Raw genomic sequence first — 20544 nt, 5'->3', positions numbered from 1 at the left:
CAACTGTTGCGTTAGGCGCGAGTGAGAAGTAGCTAGCATTTTGTGATGTTGTATTTTATACAACATCATTAGGGCTTTCAAGCACAAATGATCTCCTATGTTGTACTCCATGCAACCTTATGAGGGCGAGTAGCCCAAAACCCGACCAAAACAGCTCGTAATGTTGCACAAAGTGCAACATAGAGGCTAAAATTTGCGCATTCCCCCCAATAATGTTGTACATCGTACAACAGCTCTGCGAGCATGGTGGCAGTCTCCGCTCTATCCACCAACCCCGCTTCCACGTTTCTTTCCAATTTGTGATAAAATAGAAAGAATGATTCATCAACCTCACGCGGAAAGAGATGTTACGACAATGACAAAGAAAAAAGAAGCAAAGTATATAGCAACCGTTTCGCTTGGTGTTATGGGTGCGGGTTTTCTAGCTACACTGCCAACGGCGGTTTCCTCAACAGTGTGGGGCACGTTCCTACAAGGCGGATTCGAAGCGGGGGTCGTCGGAGGCTTGGCCGACTGGTTCGCAGTCAGCGCATTGTTCCGTCATCCGCTTGGCATTCCGATCCCGCACACGGCGCTGTTGCCGAACAACCGGGAGAAGATCACGAAGGCGCTCGTCTCCACTGTACAGAATGAGCTGCTCTCCAAAGAAACGATCCGACAACGTTTGCAACAAATCCGTTTCTTGGAGCGTGGCCTAGAGCTCGCTGACAAGCAGCTGGACAATACGTCCCTGCATAAGGGACTCACTGCGCTAGCCAAGCAAGCGCTGCAAGCGATTGACCTAGAGAAATTAACCCCTCTCTTAGCAGAGGAAATTCATAAAGCGATTCAAGATGTAGATACAAGTCGTCTCGTGCGCACCCTCGTGGACAGCATCGAAGACGGCGGCTACGACGGCAAAACATTCGATTTTGTCCTCGACAAAGTGGCAGCTTGGGCGATCAAAGCAGACACACGCGACCAGCTGGGGGCTATGGCAATCAAAGCATTCGAAGGCTTGCAGTCCAATGGCTTCATGGCTTTTGCAGTGAATGCGTTTATCGGTATGGTGAATGAGGAGAAGATCGGCGGTATCATCCAGAATTTCGTGCTGTCTTATATCGATCAAATGCGTATGAACAAGCATCCGAAAAGAGAAGCTGTTCTCAACTTTATCCGCAATGAGCTTCACAAGCTAGAACGCAATCCACAGCTTCTAGCGGAGCTAGAGTCACTGAAATCCAAGCTTCCTGAGCTGTTTGACATTGATGAGAAGCTAACACTTATGCTCACAAAATTAAAAGAGAAAGCCGATGCCTTCATCGATGAGCCGGATTTTGTCCCTCAGTATGTGGTGCCAATTATTCGTAAAATGCTGCTTTCCATTCGCGAAAATCCCGATATGCTTTACCGCGGCGAGGACTGGATTCAAGAGCAGATCGCGTCCTATGTGGAACAAAATCACAGTAAAATTGGCCAACTCGTGAAAGAAAACCTAGACAAACTTGACAATGAGAAGTTAACTGAGCTCATGGAAGAGAAGATCGGCAGCGATTTGCAATGGATTCGTGTAAATGGAGCGATCTGTGGATTTATCATCGGTCTAGGCTTGGCAGGCTTGAAAATGCTATTCTAGTAGATTTAAAGCGACATCGTGGGGGATGAGAAAGCATGATCGAGATTAAGGGAATCAGCAAGACGTTCGTGCAGCGCATCGGGGGCAGCTATCAAGCGTTGGATGACATCACATTAACGATAAATAAGGGGGAGTTCGTCTCCCTGCTTGGCCCTTCAGGCTGCGGGAAATCGACGGTTCTGAACCTTGTCGCGGGCTTTGATACGCAATCTGAAGGCACCATTCAGGTCAATGGGAAAAAGGTAACAGGCGCTGGGGCAGATCGCGTCGTTGTTTTTCAGGAGCATGGTCTGTTTCCATGGCTGACGGTTCTAGACAATGTGGCCTTCGGCCTTAAGCAGAAGGGGATCGCGAAGAAAGAGCGCCACGGAATGGCGATGGAACAGATCAAGGCCGTGCATTTAAGCCGCTTTGCGGATCGTTATCCGCACGAGCTTTCAGGTGGAATGAAGCAGCGCGCCGCGATTGCCAGAGCATTGGCAATGGATCCGGAAATTTTGCTGATGGACGAGCCCTTCGCGGCACTAGATGAGCAAACCCGCCTTATTTTACATAAAGAGCTGGAAGAAATATGGATGCGTACGCGCAAAACGATTCTCTTCATTACCCACAATATTCGCGAAGCGGTCATTCTGTCGGATCGGGTTTTGGTGATGTCCACACGTCCCGGCACGATCAAGAAGGAGTTCACAATCAAAGCAGCGAGACCACGCGATAGTGCAGATTCCGTGCTCCATCATATGGAGGCACTGATTATGGACGCGCTGGCGGATGAGCTGGAGAAGGTTGTGAGAGAGGAGACTGGCGATGAGTACAGCATTAAGAAGAACGATTTTTCTGGTACTGCTTCTGATAGCTTGGGAGGCGGGATATAGAATTTTTGGCTGGGGCTGGAAATTCCCGTCCGTTACACAGACGTTACAAGCGTTCTATGACGGCATCGTGCATGGTGAGCTGCTGGAAGCTGCTGGAGCGAGTATGCTGCGATTACTTCTTTCCTTTGCACTGTCACTCGCGATAGGGACAACGCTAGGCTTTCTATTTGCGAGATATCGCTTACTCGATGATACACTAGGCTTCTTGGTCGTTTCTTTGCAGACAATTCCGAGTATTGCTTGGTTGCCTTTTGCCATTATTTGGTTCGGACTTAACGAATCTTCTGTTATTTTCATTACGACGCTCGGTGCTACATGGACAATGGCGTTGGCAAGCCGTACGGGGATCAAGAATATCCCGCCGATTTATTTGCGTGCCGCCCAGACGATGGGAACGGGAAATGGCTTCAATCTGTTCATCCAAGTGATGATTCCGGCTGCTTTTCCTCATTTGATCAACGGGGTACGTACCGCATGGGCATTCGCTTGGCGCGCACTTGTTGCTGGGGAGCTGATCGCTAAGGGGGCAGGGCTAGGTCAGCTTTTGCAGGACGGACGGAATCTCGGCGACACCTCGCTGATGCTATGTATCGTCATTATCATCGCTGTGCTAGGTACGGTTTCGGATCATTTCTGTTTCAAAAAACTAGAAGATAAAGTGCTAGAGCGCTACGGCCTCGCTGGCTCCAAGTCGTAAGGGAGTGAGCGGATGAGAAATCGCATCAAAGTACTGCTGCTTCTTCTGCTCGCTGTTACACTCCTGAGCGCATGCGAGGAGAAATTGACAGCATCAGGTAAGCCGCAGGTTGTTCGGGTCGGTGTGTTCAAAAATGTGACCCATGCCGCCGCCTATATCGCGCTGGAGAAAGGCTATTTTGCCCGCGAATGGGGCGATGAAGTGAGAATCGAGGTGACTCCCTTCGACAATGGTTCCGATCTATCCATCGCGATGGCGACGGGGGATATCGATGTAGGCTTCGTAGGCCCAGGACCAGCGACCACCTTTTTCCTGAAAAGCGGTAATTTCCGCGTTGTGTCTGGCTCTAATAACGGCGGTGCCGTGTTGGTTGCAAGAATTGAAGCAGGTATCCAGTCTGTCACTGATCTAAAAGATAAAACCATCGCGATCCCCGCCAAGGGGAATACAAATGAAATTTCGCTGCGCTTGCTGCTTCAGCAATCAGGTATTTCACTAGGGCGAGGCGAAGATAACGCGCATCTCATCGTTCGTTCACCGGCGGATACGCTGATCTCTTTCCGTCAAAAAGAAATCGACGCAGCCCTTGTCCCAGAGCCATGGGGAACCCAGATCGAGAAGGCAGGCCTCGGTAGAGTCGTCGCCGATTGGCAGGCGATCCCGCCAAACCATGGCGACTATCCTACCGTGATCATGGTGGCAAGCGATACGTTTATCGCCAAGCATCGCGACATCGTGAAAGGTGCCATTAAAGCGAACATGGACGGCATCGCATTCATTCAGAACAGTCCTGACCAAGCTTATGATCTGATCAACAATCAGTTGAAGCAATACAGTGGTAAAGGGATGGACAAAAGCTTGATCAAAGCCTCCCTCAGCCGCCTGAAGCTGACCACTGATGTTGACGTCAAGGTGATGGAAGAGATGGCGAAGGTGTCCATCGGCGCTAGATATATCAAGGGAATTAAGCCAAATGAGCTAGACTTGAGCAAATTCGTGGATCTTTCCATGCTGACCGAACTGAAAGCTGGTAAATGAGGAAGAGCTCGTCGCATCCGCCGAAAGGGGATGAAGACGAGCTCTTTTTATTTACACACCGCAGCTAATTCCCGCCTGAAGCAGCCTGTTGCTCGCTTTTCTGCTGCTTATGCGCCTTGGCATCGATGACTTTGCCGCCACTACTTTTATCCCCTTGTACAGCCACAGCTGCATTCATCGCACTGCTTCCTTGGAAGATGCCACCCTCCTCGATAATGAAGGACCGAACATCAATATTCCCAATCAAAACGCCAGAGCTTGTCACGATCAGCTTGCCCTTGGTATAGATATTGCCTTTCACTTTGCCGGCTACGATCACATCGCGCGCATGGATATTCGATTGTACGACAGCGTTCTCGCCAATCGTGATGTCACCAGCGCATTCGATATCGCCGTTCATTTGGCCCTCAATCCGAAGACTGGCTTCGGACATAATTTTCCCCTCACAGATCGTACTGCCTCCAATAAGGGTATCCGTTGTTTTCGTATCGATCCGTTTCAATTTCGAGCTTCCAATCATTTGCGTTCATCCTTTCGATCTGAAATGAGATAAGGTTTAGGGTCAATCTGGATACCATTTTTATGAACTTCATAATGAAGATGGGAGCCCGTGCTGCGTCCAGTAGAACCAACGAGACCGATCTGTTGACCTTTTATTACAGATTCTCCGCGTTTTACGAGCATTTTATTCAAATGCATATACTCTGTTTCAATGCCTCGCGTGTGATCAACGATAATATAGTTGCCGTGCTCACTATCAAAGCCCACAGCGATTACTTTACCTGCTGCTGTCACATAGACAGGGTCATTGTACTCACCATCGATATCATATCCTGTATGCATGGAAGGCCTAGAAGTGAAGGGATCTATACGGATGCCGAACCCTGAGGTAATGCTGCGCGAGGCAACAGGCCAAATTGTTGGGGTAATACTGCGTAAATGCTCAGCTTCTTTAATTTTGGCCTCTGACTGGCTTAAATTCTCGAGAAGTGCATTAATATCCCCAACTAATGAAAAAAGCCCTTGCTTGGTATTGCTCACGAGGGAGGATACGTCTTCTGAAGTTACCGTAAGGTCGCTTCCGCCGACATCAAGATTTGATCCATTCACTGGTTTAGTGCTAGATAATTTTTTGCTTGTCCCGTTTATGCCTTCTGGCTGACTCATGAGCTCTATGACATGATCCAGTTTCTTGATTTCTTCAAGTTTTACCTTAAACTCTTCGGCTTGCTGAGCTAGATCAATCAAATCAATTTGCAGCTGTTCAAGCTCACTTGTTTTATGTGTAATTTGATCAACCAACTGACGTTCTTGTCCATCGAAAGCCTGCTGCATACTGTTTTGGGTCTGATGGGAATAGGTATTCATGTAGTATATCGTTACAAAAAAACCAATCAGCACAAGCAGGATCACACTTGGCACAATATAGAGACTACTGTGCGGAAGCTTGAATCTTACGGTATGACGGTTGGCACCCGGAATGATCATGAAAGTGAGTTCTTTTTTGCCCCAAATGAATTTCAACAGATCCTCCTCCCTTTCCCTTTCCGTAACAATGTCCCCCTTCTTGTTTACGATTGTATTCCACAGTGGGATGAGTCATGCCTAATTTCTCTATAAATGGGGAAGATGGTAGAATGTTAGTTCAACTTTTCCTTCCTGAAGAGCGTCAATGAAGTATCAACTAAACATGAGAGTGAAGGGAGTAATGGTGATGTTCAAAAGAACTCTGCTGCTGTTAGCAATAACAACCCTCGCCTTAACAGGGTGTAAATCTTCTGGTCAGACAAGCGGAAACGTGACGGTTTCTGAAACACCGATACCGAGTGCGGTGGCCTCGACGGCGCCAGTAACAACAACGACGCCTGGAGCGGAGCCATCAACGGCACCTACGAAAGGCAGCGAGGGATCAACGTCTACTCCAATGAAAGGAGTTACGGCAATTAGGCTTGCTGATGCTCAAAAAGGCTGGATTGGCGGTAAAGGGTGGATCGCTCGTACCGATGATGGTGGTGGGAAGTGGAAGGTGCAATATACGGGGGCTGGTGAAGTAGGGCAGCTTTTTGCCCTGAATGATCAAGATGCTTGGGCAACCGAAGAGGACACGGGGAAGCTCTTAAGCACCCATGATGGTGGTGCACATTGGTCCGCAGTGGGGACCGTTCCGAATCAAGCGTTTCTCCACTTCGTCTCGAAGCAGGAAGCCTTTAGTGGCAATGCGCAGACCGTGGACGGTGGTGTCAAATGGGCGAAGCTTCCAGTACCCGCTGGTATCAAAGGGGATGCCTATTTTCATGATCGTAAGAATGGCTGGGCCGTTCGACAAGTGCAGGATAAGATCGAAGTGCTGCGAACGCAGGATGGCGGGCAAAATTGGAAGCCTGTGATGTCACGTCCAACCGTTGCGACATTAACAGGAACCGTCATTCGCTCCGCTGGCGTGGATGACGCGTGGATCGAGTTGATTGGGGAATCGGGGATGACACAAACCTCGTACTCGCTGTTCCACACGAAAGACGGCGGGAAGACCTGGCAGACCGTGCTGGTGAACAGCACGGCTGGCGGAGGCCCGGCCCCTGGGTTCCCTAACGGGGAGAATAAGGGGCCGAAGAACACGGGCTCGAAGCCCGGCCCACTCTACGTCGTGAACACTGACGTAGCCTTCATGGGCGGCAGCTGCCCGGCGTGCGACAAGCCAAACTCCGTCGGCTGGACGAAGGACGGCGGCAAGACCTGGGTGAACGGCACGGAGTCGTTCACAGGCTACGGCGAGCTGCTGCTCGGCATGGCAGACGCGAATAGCGGCTGGCTCATCACGAATGATAATGCGCAGCCGAGCGTCATGTACACCACCCGCAGCGGTGGTGTGAACTGGAACAAGGTGCATACCTTCGATGCACCTTAAACGAAAGGCCACCGCGGCTGACTTCGCGCGGTGGCCTTTTTTGTTATGAGGCTTGAGTTAGTCGTATTAAATCGACTAACTCGTGGCGACCATGGCAATAGGAGTACTGTAAGTCGAAAAAATCGAGTTACACGTGGCGATCAACAAGACAGAGAAAACGACGTCTCCGACTATGCTGCTCAATAAGTGTTTGCCGCGCGATTTTTGAAACGCACCTTGAAGCTGGCGGGTCAATGTAAATCAAATGAACCGAAGAATAGGAGCTCGAAGCCCAGCGGCAAGACCTGGGTGAAGGCAAGGAGTCGTTCATGGGGGATGGCGAGCGTCATGTATACCGCCCGCACCGGTTTCCTTGTGTATGCTAGCCACACACGATGGCTGACCACTCGAGTTGCGGAACGAGGCTCCGCTATTCTCATCGAAAGGGTCAATTTGCGCTCATAACGGAACGTGAGGACGCTATTTATCCGTTTTCAGAGGTTTATTGGTCGGTTTCGGACGAATAGCGGAACCACGTTCCGTTTCTACCCGATTTCGACCAATTCAGGGCAAATAGGGGAACTACGTTCCGTTTCTCAGCCGAAAAGGGCTTAGCTCCACTCACTTCGTAGGCGTGTCACTCCCATTCCCGTTACCATTCCCGTTCGTCCCATTCGTATTCTTCCCGTTAAAGAATGTCGAAGTAAGATCGCGCAGCTTCTCCATGAACTTCCCGTACCCATAACCAGTCAGAAAGGCGAGAGAAATACGCGCTGGCATGGAATTGTCGACTTCCAAAATCATAATCCCGCTTTGAAATAAAATAATTGTAATAATCGCAGATCCGAAGCAGAGGACAGGTCGCATGAGATACCAGTAGATCCACTGTGTGGTGAGCTCTTGATAATGCTCATGAAACATCCGCAAGCCGTAGAGAGCGCCGCCTAGCGCACCTGCAAAGCCGAAGATCGCATACTCATGAAAGAGGAGAAAATCAACGCCCATCACTTTCTTCTCAAAGGTTTTGCTGCCGAGCACCGCCATCATCCACAGACTGCCGATAAACCAGATCAATAAATACCCAAAAATAGCCTGCTTGCCGAATCGGTGAATGGGATTCATAGCAAAACACCGCCCTCACAATGGTTACTACCATTGTATGAGCGGTGTTTTTGATGATGCCTGAATATAGGAACGCTTATCCGACTGTTCGAGATACTCGATGATGGCTGTCGCACAGCTGCTTCCTTCCTCATTGTTGCCTTCACGGATGTCCGTTCTCCGCTTAGCCAGTTCAGGATATTGCTCGAGCAGCAGCTTAAACCAGTGGTCAATCATCTCCACGGATGTAATGCGCTGTCCATAGCCATTTTCCTGGAAATAGGAGCAGTTTTTCTCTTCTTGCCCCGGAATCGGACTGTAGAACAGCATCGGAATGCCCTTGGCCATCGCCTCGGTACAGGTCATCCCGCCTGGCTTCGTTATCAGCAGATCTGAAATATCCATCAGCTTGCTAATCTCGGTTGTATAGCCAATGAGATGGACATTCGGCTGACGGAAGGCATCCTCTTCCAGTAACTGGAGACGTGCTTTTTCATTGGTGCCGAGACAGATGAGCAGCTGAATATCCTTGCTCCAGCTCGCTAAGTAGGTCAGTAACTCTTCTTTTTCTTCTTTCTTAAAAACGCCCCAGCCGCCGCCCATAACCATGACGGTTGGCATGGCTTTGAGTCCGAATTCCTGGCGTATATGTTCCTTGCTATGCGCCTTGCGGAAGTTAGGGTGAACGGGAATACCCGTCACCTCAATGTGCTTGTCCGGCACGCCGCAGTCGATAAGGCGCTCTCTCACGAGTGGCGTAGACACCAAATATTTGTCGACAGCCGAGTCCATCCAAGTTCCGTGAACGTCGTAATCTGTGATCACGGTAAAGAGAGGAACATCAAGTCCCGCGCGTTTCAGCCTGGAAACAATAATACTTGGAAATGGATGCGTGCAGACGATCATATCCGGCTTTAATTGCTTAATGACCGCTTTCGTCTTCGAGTAAAAGATGCGATGCAGCACGAGACTCGCTACGCGGCTCGGCCTTTTATCATAGTGGTTTCGATAAAGCATACCATAAAGTCTAGGTTGTGAAGTCACCGTGCGGCGGTATGCCGAGAAGACCCAAGGTGCTAAGGTAGGATGTAAAAAAGCGCCAAGCTCAATCACGCGTGTAATCATGTCTGATGAAGATTGCCGAAGCTCGCCAGACAACGCATGAGCAGCTTGTGTATGACCTTTCCCGAAGCCCTCGGATAATAGCAAAATCCGTTTTTTACGCAAGGAACTCACCTTTCTTTGTCAATCCCATATCAATTGTTTACCCTAATGATTTCAAACATATAAGAAGAATAATGGATGTAATCTCTATATTTGAGCGGTTTTCTTTTTGGACGCATAGCATTTACGGCATACAGGAACGTAGCTTTCGTTCCCTCCGATCTGGATCTGCTCGCCATGAAAAATAGGAACGCCGTCTTTGCAGCGCATATTCATGATGGCCTTTTTATCGCAATACCAACAAACGGTTTTGATTTCCTCGATCGTATCGGCCACAGCCAAAAGTGAGTTGCTGCCTTCGAACAACTGTCCCATGAAATCGGCCCGGAGCCCATAAGCGATGACTGGAATATCCAGCTCATCGACGACTTCAATCAACTGAGCAACCTGAGCTTTGTTCAAGAACTGAGCTTCGTCGACCAGAATGCAATTCGGACGCTCGGTCTGCGCGAGGGCGACCATATCCAAATGCTCGTCGACAACGATCGCCCCTTTTTGCATACCGATACGGGAAGCGACCTTACCAACACCGAAGCGATCGTCCATAACGGAAGTGAGGAGAAGCACCTTTTTGCCCTGCTCCTCATAATTATGAGCAACGCGTAAAACTTCAATCGATTTACCGCTGTTCATCGTGCCATAACGAAAGTACAATTTAGCCAAGCTGGGACAGTCCCTTCTGCGGATGTAAGATAAGTAAGCTCAAATAAATGTTAATTAAATCGTGAAAAAGTATGTCGCGGCCATGCTATCGAGCTCAGCCAGCTTAACAGCGACTTGAAAGCTAACCTCGGAGGCGAGTTTATCGCCAATTAATGGTTGTTTTCTGTAGACCTTGCCGATCTTGACTTCGATACTGCCTGGAACAGGTTCCTGTGTAATTTGAATCCGGTGGGGTTCATACATGAGCACATGAATGGTTTCTCTTGCCGTTTCATTGTTACTCTGCAGCAGCTCCTGGATTAATTCGTGATCCATAAGAGCCGGGATACGATCCCGCATGCCCGGGTTGGACTCGCAGTGATGAGCTGTTGCTTTCGCGAGCAGCGCATCCATGGCAAGAAACTGCGGGTGCAGGAAGATTCGGTGATCTTCCACGATCGCTTCGACAAGTGCCGTGGCGGAAGACTCATTTGCTTCTATGTAAGGGCCGCGCAAGCGAAGTCCTTTTACAAGCTCCGATGGTGGCATCGTCGTCATCAGTCCAGCATAATAGGTGTCGCGAAGAAAGCTATCTAGATGATCAAGTCCGAGAATAGGTGATTTGTTCGTTAGCGGTGTTTCTTGCTTCAAAAGGTCAATAATGGACGGTGGTGAAATACCGTGCTTGATCAAAATATCAGCGATGACGCCATGGCCGATCAACTGCTCGGTATGACGGTGATGATTATACCCAAGTGTTCGCTCAACCGCATGGGAGAAGGGCAGGTGCCCGATATCATGGAGCAGCGCCGCAATACGCAGAAGAGGTTCTTCTGGGCAAAAGTGAGCCATGAGTGACCAAACGCCAACCGTATGTTCGAATCGTGAATGTGTAAGTGGTGAAAACAGAGCAGATGCTCCGAAATGATGTAAAAACTTCAGGCGGCGTACCGGCTTTGAGCGAAAGAGCTCAATTTCAACCGGATGGGCTTCTAGCTGCCATTGGTAAAGAGGCTCCCTAATCATGCCGTCCCCAAAAGTATGCTGTATACTCAAACAGAGCTCCTCCTAAGATGTGGAATCTGGATGTATGTTCTTGCAGCGGTATTAGCTATCATAGCATGAAACATAGAAAGTTTGCTATCACATGCACAGCTTGTCGTACTTATATAGGAAATGAAATAAATACCCGTGCCTTTACATTATGATTCCGCTGACGATTCTATTAAAATGAAAACCTTTTCAATATAAATATTTTTAAATTGAACTATAGGAAACCAAGTGTTAATATAATATAAAAAATATTGAGAATATTTCCTCTACTTATTGCGGTTGGAGTCGAAATATGTAGCTTCGAATTTTTACTTTTTAGCACTTTAAAGCAGGCGTCTAACAAAGTCCAGTGAAAAACGAGGGAAGAAAGGTTGCACAACATGACTATTAATGGATTACCTCCCAAACAGGGATTGTACGATCCGAGGAATGAGCATGATGCTTGTGGTATAGGCTTTGTGGCCAATATCAAGGGTGTCAAATCTCATGCCATCGTCAAGCAAGCGCTCCGAGTACTTTGCAATTTGGATCATCGCGGCGGGCAAGGTTGTGAACAGAATACGGGGGATGGCGCAGGCATTCTGATGCAGATTCCAGACACGTATTTCCAATCCGCTTGTGAACAAGAGAACATTAAACTTCCAGCAGCAGGCAGCTATGGCGTAGGTATGGTGTATTTGCCTCAGGAATTAGAGGCGCGTCAAGCTTGTGAGAGTACAATTGAGCGAATTGTCAAACAAGAAGGGCAACAGTTCCTTGGATGGAGAACCGTTCCAACAAATAACAGCTCATTAGGAGATTCGGCGATATCTGCGGAGCCTTATGTTCGTCAGGTATTTATTGGCCAAAGCGCGGATACGGCGACCAATCTAGATTTTGAGCGCAAGTTATATATTATTCGTAAACTATCTGAAAACGCTATCAAGCTTTCTCATGCGCAATCGCAATTTTACTATTCTAGCTTTTCTAGCAGAACGATTGTTTACAAAGGGATGTTAACACCTGAACAAGTTGACGCGTATTACGTAGAATTACAAGATGAAAAGGTAGAATCTGCCTTAGCGCTCGTGCATTCCCGATTTAGTACGAATACTTTCCCAAGCTGGGAACGTGCGCATCCGTACCGCTATTTGATTCATAATGGTGAAATCAATACGCTTCGCGGAAACGTGAACTGGATGCACGCGCGTCAAGCAATGTGCGATTCCGAATTATTTGGCGAAGATTTCAAACGCATTCTTCCTGTTATTGATACCGATGGCTCCGATTCCCAAATGTTTGATAATACACTTGAGTTCCTGATGCTCTCAGGTCGCTCCTTGCCGCATGCTGCCATGATGATGGTGCCAGAGCCTTGGTCCAAGCATGAAGGTATGGATGATGACAAGAAAGCGTTCTACGAGTATCACAGCACCTTGATGGAGCCGTGGGATGGTCCTGCTGCGATTGCCTTCACAGATGGCAGTCAAATCGGAGCGATTCTGGATCGCAATGGCTTGCGTCCTTCGCGTTACTATGTGACAACGGACGATTTGATCGTGCTTGCTTCTGAGGTAGGCGTGCTAGATATCGAGCCTGAGCGCATTTTGTACAAAGACCGTTTGAGACCGGGACGTATGCTGCTTGTGGATACGGTTGAAGGACGCATCGTAACGGATGAAGAAATCAAAAGCGGCATCGCTAGCGAGCAGCCGTATCGGGATTGGTTGAATGAGCATCTGGTTTCCTTAGAGGATCTGGAAGATGCGCCAATTGTACTAGGCTCTGACCATGACACGATTCTTCAGCGTCAGCAGGCGTTTGGCTACACTTTCGAACAACTGCGTAAGACCCTTGAGCCAATGGGCAAAACAGGTGTGGATCCGATCGGTTCCATGGGTACGGATGCTCCGCTTGCGGTGCTTTCAGACCGTCCGCAGCTGCTTTATAACTATTTTAAACAATTATTCGCACAAGTAACGAACCCGCCAATTGATGCGAACTTTGAGGAAATTATTACGGCGCAGGGCACAACGATTGGGCCTGAGCGCAACCTGATCAAGCCTGAGCCGGAAAGCTGCCGACAAATTCGTTTGAAATCGCCGTTCCTCTCCAACGATGAGTTGGCGAAGCTGCGTCATATCCAGCGTGATGGTTTCAAAACGGTCACGTTGCCAACGCTTTTCGAAGCATCGGCAGGCACAGCGGGGCTGGAGAGTGCGATGCAAGCTTTGTACACGGCTGCGGATCAAGCGATCGTGGATGGGGCAACACTGCTCATTCTGTCTGACCGTGGTGTTGATAGTGTGAATGCGCCGATTCCAGCGCTTCTTGCAACTTCAGGCTTGCATCACCATTTGATCCGTCAGGGCACTCGAACGAAGGTTAGCTTGCTCGTGGAGTCCGGTGAACCGCGTGAAGTGCATCATTTTGCACTGCTGCTTGGGTACGGCGCAGGCGCGATCAACCCTTATCTGGCGTTAGAAACGCTGGATGACATGATTCAGCGTAAGCAGTTGGTTGGCGTTGATCATGAGAAGGCGATTTATAACTACATCAAAGCGGTTACGAAGGGTGTAGTCAAAGTGTTAGCGAAAATGGGGATTTCCACCATTCAGAGCTATCGCGGGGCGCAAATTTTTGAAGCTATCGGCTTGAGCCAAGAGCTAGTCGATTCGTACTTCACTTGGACGTATACGCCTGTTGGCGGTATCGGCATTGATGTGGTCGCGAAGGAAGCCCTCATGCGCCACAACCGTGCGTTCTCCGAGCAAGAAGGCCGCGACCGTGTGCTCGATACAGGCGGAGACTTGCAATGGCGCCGTGACGGGGAAGATCACATTTATACCCCTGAGACCGTGCATGCCCTGCAATCTGCCGTTCGCAGCAACAACTACGCGACGTACAAAAACTTCTCCAAGCTCGTCAAACGTGAAGACGAGAAATATATGGCTTTGCGTGGACTGCTCAGCTTCAAGGCAGGACGCACACCAATTCCGATCGAAGAGGTTGAACCGATCGAATCGATCTTCAAGCGCTTCAAGACGGGAGCCATGTCCTACGGCTCCATCTCCAAAGAAGCGCACGAAACAATCGCGATTGCGATGAACCGCATCGGCGGCAAGAGCAATACCGGCGAAGGCGGAGAGCATCCGGAACGCTTCACACCGGATGCGAACGGCGATCTTCGCCGCAGTGCCATCAAGCAGGTGGCTTCCGGCCGCTTCGGCGTCACGAGCCACTATCTCGTCAACGCTGACGAGATTCAGATCAAGATGGCGCAGGGCGCGAAGCCCGGCGAGGGCGGTCAGCTCCCGGGAACCAAGGTGTACCCTTGGGTAGCCGAGGTTCGCGGTGTTACGCCAGGCGTAGGCTTGATTTCGCCGCCGCCGCATCATGATATTTATTCGATCGAGGATCTCGCAGAGCTAATCCACGATCTCAAGAATGCCAACCCACGGGCACGGATCAGCGTCAAGCTGGTATCCGAAGTCGGTGTTGGCACGATCGCTGCCGGCGTAGCCAAAGGGAAGGCGGACGTTGTCCTCATCTCCGGTTACGACGGAGGCACAGGCGCGTCACCGCAGACGAGTATTCGTCACGCGGGACTGCCGTGGGAGCTCGGTCTGGCGGAGACGCATCAGACACTCGTGCTGAACAACCTGCGCAGCCGTATCGTCGTCGAGACGGATGGCAAGCTGATGACAGGGCGCGACGTTGTCGTAGCTGCCCTGCTCGGTGCTGAGGAGTTCGGCTTCGCAACGACACCATTGATTACCATCGGCTGCGTGATGATGCGCGTCTGCCACTTGGACACTTGTCCGGTTGGGGTCGCAACGCAAAATCCGGAGCTTCGCAAGAAATTCGCGGGAGATCCGCAGCATGTTGTTAATTTCATGACATTCATCGCTAACGATGTGCGTGAAATGATGGCAGAGCTTGGATTCCGCACGATCGAAGAAATGGTTGGACGCACCGATATCTTGGAGTCCAAGCAAGCGGTCGAGCACTGGAAAGCCAAAGGCGTCGATCTTTCGCCGCTGCTGCACCAACCAGATATGGGCGAAGAAGTTGGTCGCTTCTGCCAAATGGCGCAGGATCACGGGTTAGATCGCTCCCTGGACATGACGAAGCTGCTTGATATTTGTGAGCCGGCGATCGAGCGCAAAGAACACGTTCATGCGATTCTGCCAATCACGAACGTTAACCGTGTTGTCGGAACGATCGTGGGCAGTGAAGTGACACGCCGTCACGGCGTGGAAGGTTTGCCGCATGATACGATTCGTCTTCATTTTGAAGGCTCTGCGGGTCAAAGCTTTGGCGCATTCGTTCCGAAGGGGATCACACTCTCCCTCGAAGGAGATGCCAATGATTACGTAGGGAAAGGATTGTCCGGCGGTAAGTTGGCCATTTTCCCATCGACCAAATCCACTTTTGTACCGGAAGAGAACGTTATTATCGGTAATACGGCTTTCTACGGCGCAACAGACGGGGATGCGTATATCCGTGGTATCGCGGGCGAGCGCTTCTGTGTTAGAAACAGTGGTGTGCGCGCTGTTGTTGAGGGTGTTGGCGATCATGGATGTGAGTACATGACAGGTGGTCGTGTCGTTGTTCTGGGTCCTACAGGGCGTAACTTCGCAGCAGGGATGTCAGGCGGTATTGCCTATGTCTTGGATGTGAATGATGACTTCCAAAGCAAAGTGAATAAAGAGATGGTTTATCTCGAGCAGCTGGAAGAAACGTATGAGATGAATGAGTTGAAAACGATGATCCAGCATCATGCCACATTTACGGATAGCAGCGTTGCCCACCAAGTTATTCAACACTGGGATGAGTACGTTTGGAAGTTCGTGAAGGTTATACCGAAGGACTACAAACGGATGTTTGATGCTATCGAGAAGGTGAAACGCTCCGGTCTAAGCCAACAAGAAGCGGTCATGGTTGCTTTCGAGGCGAATATGAGAGATGTTTCCCGCGTCGGTGGAAACTAACGAAATCAGTGTAAGGCTAACGAAGTACGTTTTGCTTAGGCGAAACAGAGTGACGCTCGATGCCAGCTTTTCTGGCCAACATGCTCAGGAGGGATTAAACGTAAATGGGTAAACCAACCGGTTTTATAGAACACGCTCGTGAAGTGGCATCCGAAGCTTCTCCTCTGGTCCGAATCGGCCATTGGAAAGAGTTCGCGACACCACTAACGCAAGATAAATTACAGACACAAGGCTCCCGCTGTATGGATTGTGGGATTCCTTTCTGCCACACAGGGTCATTAATCAGCGGCATGGCCGCTGGTTGCCCGGTGAATAACCTCATTCCGGAATGGAATGATCTCGTGTACCGTGGTCAATGGCGCGAAGCCTTGGATCGTCTCCACAAGACGAATAATTTCCCGGAATTTACGGGCCGTGTTTGTCCAGCGCCTTGTGAAGGCTCTTGTACAGTAGGCTTGAAGGACACGCCGGTTACGATCAAAAGCATTGAGAAAGCGATCATCGACAAAGGCTTCGATGAAGGTTGGATCAAGCCTGAACCGCCGGAAACGCGCACAGGGAAGAAGGTTGCGGTTGTTGGTTCAGGTCCTTCCGGACTTGCGGCAGCAGCGCAGCTGAACAAAGCTGGACATTGGGTTACAGTTTTTGAACGTGCAGACCGTGTTGGCGGCTTGCTGATGTACGGTATCCCGAACATGAAGCTGGACAAAAAATATGTCCAACGTCGTGTGGATCTGCTTGAAGCTGAAGGCGTGGCGTTCGTTACTGGTGCGCATGTCGGTGTGAATTATCCGATTGAGAAGCTGCAAGAGGAATTCGATGCGATCGTTCTATGTGGCGGGGCTACGAAAGGCCGCGATCTTCCGATCGAGGGTCGTGAGCTCGGCGGCGTGCATCTGGCGATGGAATTCCTGAGCAAAAACACGAAGAGCTTGCTTGATTCCGAGCATGCAGATCGTGAATTCATTTCCGCCGAAGGCAAAGACGTTATCGTCATTGGTGGCGGTGACACCGGAACGGACTGTGTGGGTACTTCCATTCGTCATAAATGTAAGAGCGTGACACAGTTCGAGATCATGCCGAAGTCACCAGAAACACGTCCAGCGAACAACCCATGGCCAGAATGGCCGAAGGTGTTGAAAGTGGATTACGGTCAACAAGAAGCAGCTGCGCTTCAGGGCGAAGATCCGCGTACGTACTTAATCAACACGAAGAAATTCGTGGGTGATGAGAACGGCAACTTGAAGGAGCTGCATACGGTTCTGATCGAGTGGCAGAAGAACGAGAAAGGTGCGTTCGTACCAGTCGAAGTGCCAGGCAGCGAGAAGGTTTATCCAGCACAGCTGGTTCTGATCGCGATGGGCTTCACGGGACCAGAAAGCACAGTATTAGATCAGCTTGGCGTTGCTAAAGATGAGCGCTCCAATGCGAAAGCCGATTACGGGAAGTTTGCAACGAACGTAGACGGGGTTTTCGCTGCTGGCGACATGCGTCGCGGGCAAAGCCTCGTGGTATGGGCGATTAACGAAGGCCGTGCGGTAGCGCGTGAAGTGGATCGCTTCTTGATGGGATCGTCGAATTTACCATAAGTTAGCTAGTCAAACTGCTTGCAGGTAGACATTCTACTTGCAGGCAGTTTTTTTTGTCACAATGGGATAATAGTGCCCGATGAGCAAGTGATTGGTAAGTGAGCTGCTATTTCGGGTAGACGGGGGATGAATTCTTATCGAGATAAACGTGAACATTTCCCAAATCTCATGTACAATAAGAAAAAGCGCTGTCCAAGCATGGATGGCAAGATGTACGGGATGGAGGAAGGCTCATGAAGAACGAAGAATTCTTAACACCAGCGGAAATGCAGGCGCTGCTAGCGGGGAATGAGGAGATCTCGGAGGAGCTTAAACACGATGAGCGGCTTGGGGAGCAGGATCTGATTTCTTTGCAAAAGGCTGTGCTGCTTCTTTCTAAGCAGGTAGAAGAACTCAAAATGCAACTTCATGAACAGTTTGAACTCCAGAATAGACAACAGGAGCAATTTCTCCGACTCTGCAGGCACCAGCTTGAGAACAAGCTGCATGAGCAGTTAGTCAATACGATAGTTGTTCATCAGCATGCGGCGAATCCAGAGGATAAGATGGAGCTGCAGAATACTGTATTGGCTCCCGAGGAAGCCAGCCCCCATGTAGACAAGATGGATAAAACGACAGAGCTTGAGATCCAGCTGCCGTTCTCCAGAGTAAAGAGCTATGGCAAGATTCGCAAAAGAAAAAAGGGCTTTCTCGAGAAGCTCTTCGAATAGCGTAAACAAAGACCGCTTCTTCAGTGATGAAGAGCGGTCTTTGTTTTTGTGAAGCATTTTCGAACCACAACCTACAACATCCCTTCCTCATGCGCTTTCTTCGAAGCCTGGACCCGGTCTCGGACGTCCATCTTCGAATAGATGTTGGAAATATAGTTCTTCACAGTGCCTTCGGACAAAAAGAGCTTCTCGGCGATTTCACGGTTGTTAAGTCCATCGGCGATGCTGTGGAGCACCTGCAGCTCACGTTCACTGAGCCCGTAGGTATCTGCACGAACGCTCTCTTCCTTATTTTCTAAGGAAGAAGCTCCTCCGCTCTTATCAGCCCCGTCACGCGCCTGCTGGACGAGCATCTTGGCAATGTCATGGGGAATCAGGGTGCCGCCTTGATGGACCCATTTAATCCCTGTGGCAAGGTCTTTAGGATGAATAGCCTTTAGTAAATAGCCTTCGGCCCCTGCACTAAGCGCGTCTACAACGTAGCCAATTTCCTGGAAGGTTGTCAAGATAATGACGCGGATGTGCGGCCAAGCGATTTTGATTTGGCGAGTGGCCTCAACGCCATCCATGGTCGGCATATGAATGTCCATGAGAACGACATCAGGTTGCACCTCTTCGCATAGCTTGACAGCGACATGTCCGTTTTCGGCTAAACCAACGACGTCAATGTCGGGGTCCATCCCCAGCACAATGTGTAAGCTTTCACGAATTAAATCCTGATCATCCACCAGGAGCAGTTTGAGCGGAGCTTGGTTTACAGTCATAGGAAATCCTCCTCACAGGGATTAATAGGTTGGAAAACGTTTTACGGGAATGAAACAATGGACAACGGTTCCTTGCTCAGGTAAGGAGCGTACTTGCAAAGTACCTTGCAGCGCGGATATCCGTTCTTGCATCGCAGTAATACCGAAGCCTACTTTCAGCTGCTCCGTGCCAATACCATTATCTTCAATGCGAAGGGAGATTTGGTCCTCGGCATAGGTAAGCACAATCTCGATAGAAGTGGCTTTCCCATGGCGCTTGGCATTCGTCAATGATTCCTGCAGACAGCGAATTAAAGACAGCTTGGTTTGTTTAGGAATCTCGAATTCATCACTAACGGTTGTGAAGTGAATCTGGGTTCCGGTGTGCAAAGCAAATTCATTCGCAAGACGGGATAGCTGCTGGGACAGCAGAATATCTCCCTCCTGGGGAACCATCTGATGGATGCTGCGGCGTACTTCCTCTAGACCACCTCTAGTCACATTGCGTAACACGTCGAGTTTTTGTTTGGCCTTTTCTGGCGAAGCCTCGATGAGATACGATACGGCATCCATTCCCATAATGACAGAAGTAAATGTATGCCCAACCGTATCATGCAGTTCACGGGCCATCCGATTGCGCTCCTCAACTAAGGTAAGCTGCTCAATCTGATTGGCGTACTGCTCAAGGACGTTATTTTGCTCATGAATCAAATGGTATTGACGTTGGTTCTCTCCTAGCAGCTTCTCGGTCTTCTCATTGGAGGTGACAGCACGTTGTAAGCTTAGCCCAATTGCGAAGAAGAGGACGGCATTCAGGATAAAACTAAATAATTGCCCGACGCCCATGTCACTGTGCAGCAAGAAAAAGTAAGTTGTAGGCATCCCTAGCATGAAGATGGGGGCGGTCCACCAAGCATTTTTTCGGTCGCTGAGGAATCCAATGACCATAATTGGGCAATTAATGGTAAGTAGGGCATCTTGCTCCATCCAAGCCAAGTAAATTTGCAGGGGGATTCCGGTCAGAAGAACGGCAATTGGATACCCTGTCGGGTTAATATAGCGGGGGCGCCAGAATAAAAAAGGAACCCCATAGGAAAGTAAAATGGTCAATATGGTTAACAGGATGTGGGAGAAGGGCTGTTCATAGAGGTGAAGGCAGCTATACAGCAAACCAAGCAGTGCAGCACCAGTCAATACGATGAACAGTGACCACTCTACACCATGCCAAGGTCTTCTTTGGATCATAGATGAGGTGCTCCTTTTACGCACGGGTCTTTTCATTCCATTGTACATAAAATTAGGAAAAAGCCATAGTGAGCGCAGTCATATGACTCAATTATCACTAGGCATGACAGCGTCAGTAGGGTAGAATTGGATTATATTGGATGAGGAAAAAGGGA

The 20544-nt window shown here is 49.6% G+C and carries 16 protein-coding genes; 8 read left to right on the top strand and 8 right to left on the bottom strand.

The window, feature by feature from the left end:
• Nucleotides 1-355: 355 nt before the first annotated feature.
• From AC58QC_RS23515 to AC58QC_RS23500, 4 genes are read left to right on the top strand one after another with little or no spacing between them, the layout of a single operon-like run.
• Entirely contained in the window at nucleotides 356-1615 is a 1260-nt protein-coding gene (locus AC58QC_RS23515) for a DUF445 domain-containing protein (protein WP_497417474.1), read from the top strand.
• 35 nt (nucleotides 1616-1650) lie between these two features.
• Entirely contained in the window at nucleotides 1651-2490 is an 840-nt protein-coding gene (locus AC58QC_RS23510) for an ABC transporter ATP-binding protein (RefSeq protein ID WP_497417473.1), read from the top strand.
• Nucleotides 2423-3187 (top strand): ABC transporter permease, encoded by a 765-nt coding sequence (locus AC58QC_RS23505; RefSeq protein WP_497417472.1) that lies wholly within the window; start codon nucleotides 2423-2425, stop codon nucleotides 3185-3187. Before AC58QC_RS23510 ends, AC58QC_RS23505 begins: the two co-directional genes overlap by 68 nt.
• A 12-nt stretch (nucleotides 3188-3199) precedes the next feature.
• Entirely contained in the window at nucleotides 3200-4225 is a 1026-nt protein-coding gene (locus AC58QC_RS23500; protein WP_497417471.1) for an ABC transporter substrate-binding protein, read from the top strand.
• A gap of 64 nt (nucleotides 4226-4289) precedes the next feature.
• Here the strand turns inward: AC58QC_RS23500 and AC58QC_RS23495 are convergent, their stop codons facing one another.
• Both AC58QC_RS23495 and AC58QC_RS23490 read right to left on the bottom strand, forming a co-directional pair.
• On the bottom strand, nucleotides 4290-4745 hold the full coding sequence (locus AC58QC_RS23495; protein ID WP_497417470.1) for a bactofilin family protein: 456 nt from the start codon (nucleotides 4743-4745) through the stop codon (nucleotides 4290-4292).
• On the bottom strand, nucleotides 4742-5749 hold the full coding sequence (locus AC58QC_RS23490) for a peptidoglycan DD-metalloendopeptidase family protein (protein WP_497417469.1): 1008 nt from the start codon (nucleotides 5747-5749) through the stop codon (nucleotides 4742-4744). Before AC58QC_RS23490 ends, AC58QC_RS23495 begins: the two co-directional genes overlap by 4 nt.
• 190 nt (nucleotides 5750-5939) lie before the next feature.
• Between AC58QC_RS23490 and AC58QC_RS23485 the strand changes: the two genes are divergently transcribed.
• Entirely contained in the window at nucleotides 5940-7130 is a 1191-nt protein-coding gene (locus tag AC58QC_RS23485; protein ID WP_497417468.1) for a YCF48-related protein, read from the top strand.
• A gap of 600 nt (nucleotides 7131-7730) precedes the next feature.
• Here the strand turns inward: AC58QC_RS23485 and AC58QC_RS23480 are convergent.
• The 4 genes from AC58QC_RS23480 to AC58QC_RS23465 all read right to left on the bottom strand — a co-directional run bounded on the left by AC58QC_RS23480 (nucleotide 7731) and on the right by AC58QC_RS23465 (nucleotide 11132).
• On the bottom strand, nucleotides 7731-8231 hold the full coding sequence (locus tag AC58QC_RS23480) for a hypothetical protein (RefSeq protein ID WP_497417467.1): 501 nt from the start codon (nucleotides 8229-8231) through the stop codon (nucleotides 7731-7733).
• Between the two features lie 27 nt (nucleotides 8232-8258).
• Entirely contained in the window at nucleotides 8259-9437 is a 1179-nt protein-coding gene (locus AC58QC_RS23475; protein WP_497417466.1) for an MGDG synthase family glycosyltransferase, read from the bottom strand.
• A gap of 84 nt (nucleotides 9438-9521) precedes the next feature.
• A complete protein-coding gene (locus tag AC58QC_RS23470) occupies nucleotides 9522-10097 on the bottom strand; it encodes a thymidine kinase (protein ID WP_497417465.1) in 576 nt (191 codons plus the stop codon).
• 54 nt (nucleotides 10098-10151) lie between these two features.
• On the bottom strand, nucleotides 10152-11132 hold the full coding sequence (locus AC58QC_RS23465) for an HD domain-containing protein (RefSeq protein WP_497417464.1): 981 nt from the start codon (nucleotides 11130-11132) through the stop codon (nucleotides 10152-10154).
• A 377-nt stretch (nucleotides 11133-11509) separates the two neighbouring features.
• On the opposite strand from AC58QC_RS23465, the gene gltB reads away from it, so the two are divergent.
• The 3 genes from gltB (at nucleotide 11510) to AC58QC_RS23450 (ending at nucleotide 18401) form a co-directional block, all read left to right on the top strand.
• Nucleotides 11510-16102 carry a glutamate synthase large subunit gene (gene gltB, locus AC58QC_RS23460; RefSeq protein ID WP_497417463.1) on the top strand — a complete coding sequence of 1531 codons (4593 nt, stop codon included), beginning with the start codon at nucleotides 11510-11512 and terminating at the stop codon, nucleotides 16100-16102.
• Between the two features lie 104 nt (nucleotides 16103-16206).
• Nucleotides 16207-17691: a glutamate synthase subunit beta gene (locus AC58QC_RS23455; RefSeq protein WP_497417462.1), complete on the top strand. Its 1485-nt coding sequence runs from the start codon at nucleotides 16207-16209 to the stop codon at nucleotides 17689-17691.
• Between the two features lie 233 nt (nucleotides 17692-17924).
• Nucleotides 17925-18401, top strand: a complete 477-nt coding sequence (locus AC58QC_RS23450; protein ID WP_497417461.1) for a hypothetical protein — start codon at nucleotides 17925-17927, stop codon at nucleotides 18399-18401.
• A 71-nt stretch (nucleotides 18402-18472) separates the two neighbouring features.
• Here the strand turns inward: AC58QC_RS23450 and AC58QC_RS23445 are convergent, their stop codons facing one another.
• Together AC58QC_RS23445 and AC58QC_RS23440 are read right to left on the bottom strand one after the other, a co-directional pair.
• Entirely contained in the window at nucleotides 18473-19165 is a 693-nt protein-coding gene (locus AC58QC_RS23445) for a response regulator (RefSeq protein WP_497417460.1), read from the bottom strand.
• 21 nt (nucleotides 19166-19186) lie between these two features.
• Nucleotides 19187-20389: a sensor histidine kinase gene (locus tag AC58QC_RS23440; RefSeq protein ID WP_497417459.1), complete on the bottom strand. Its 1203-nt coding sequence runs from the start codon at nucleotides 20387-20389 to the stop codon at nucleotides 19187-19189.
• Between the last annotated feature and the right edge of the window lie 155 nt (nucleotides 20390-20544).

It is taken from the genome of Paenibacillus sp. J22P51, from assembly GCF_059692215.1.
This window is presented reverse-complemented; position numbering and strand designations above follow the sequence as displayed.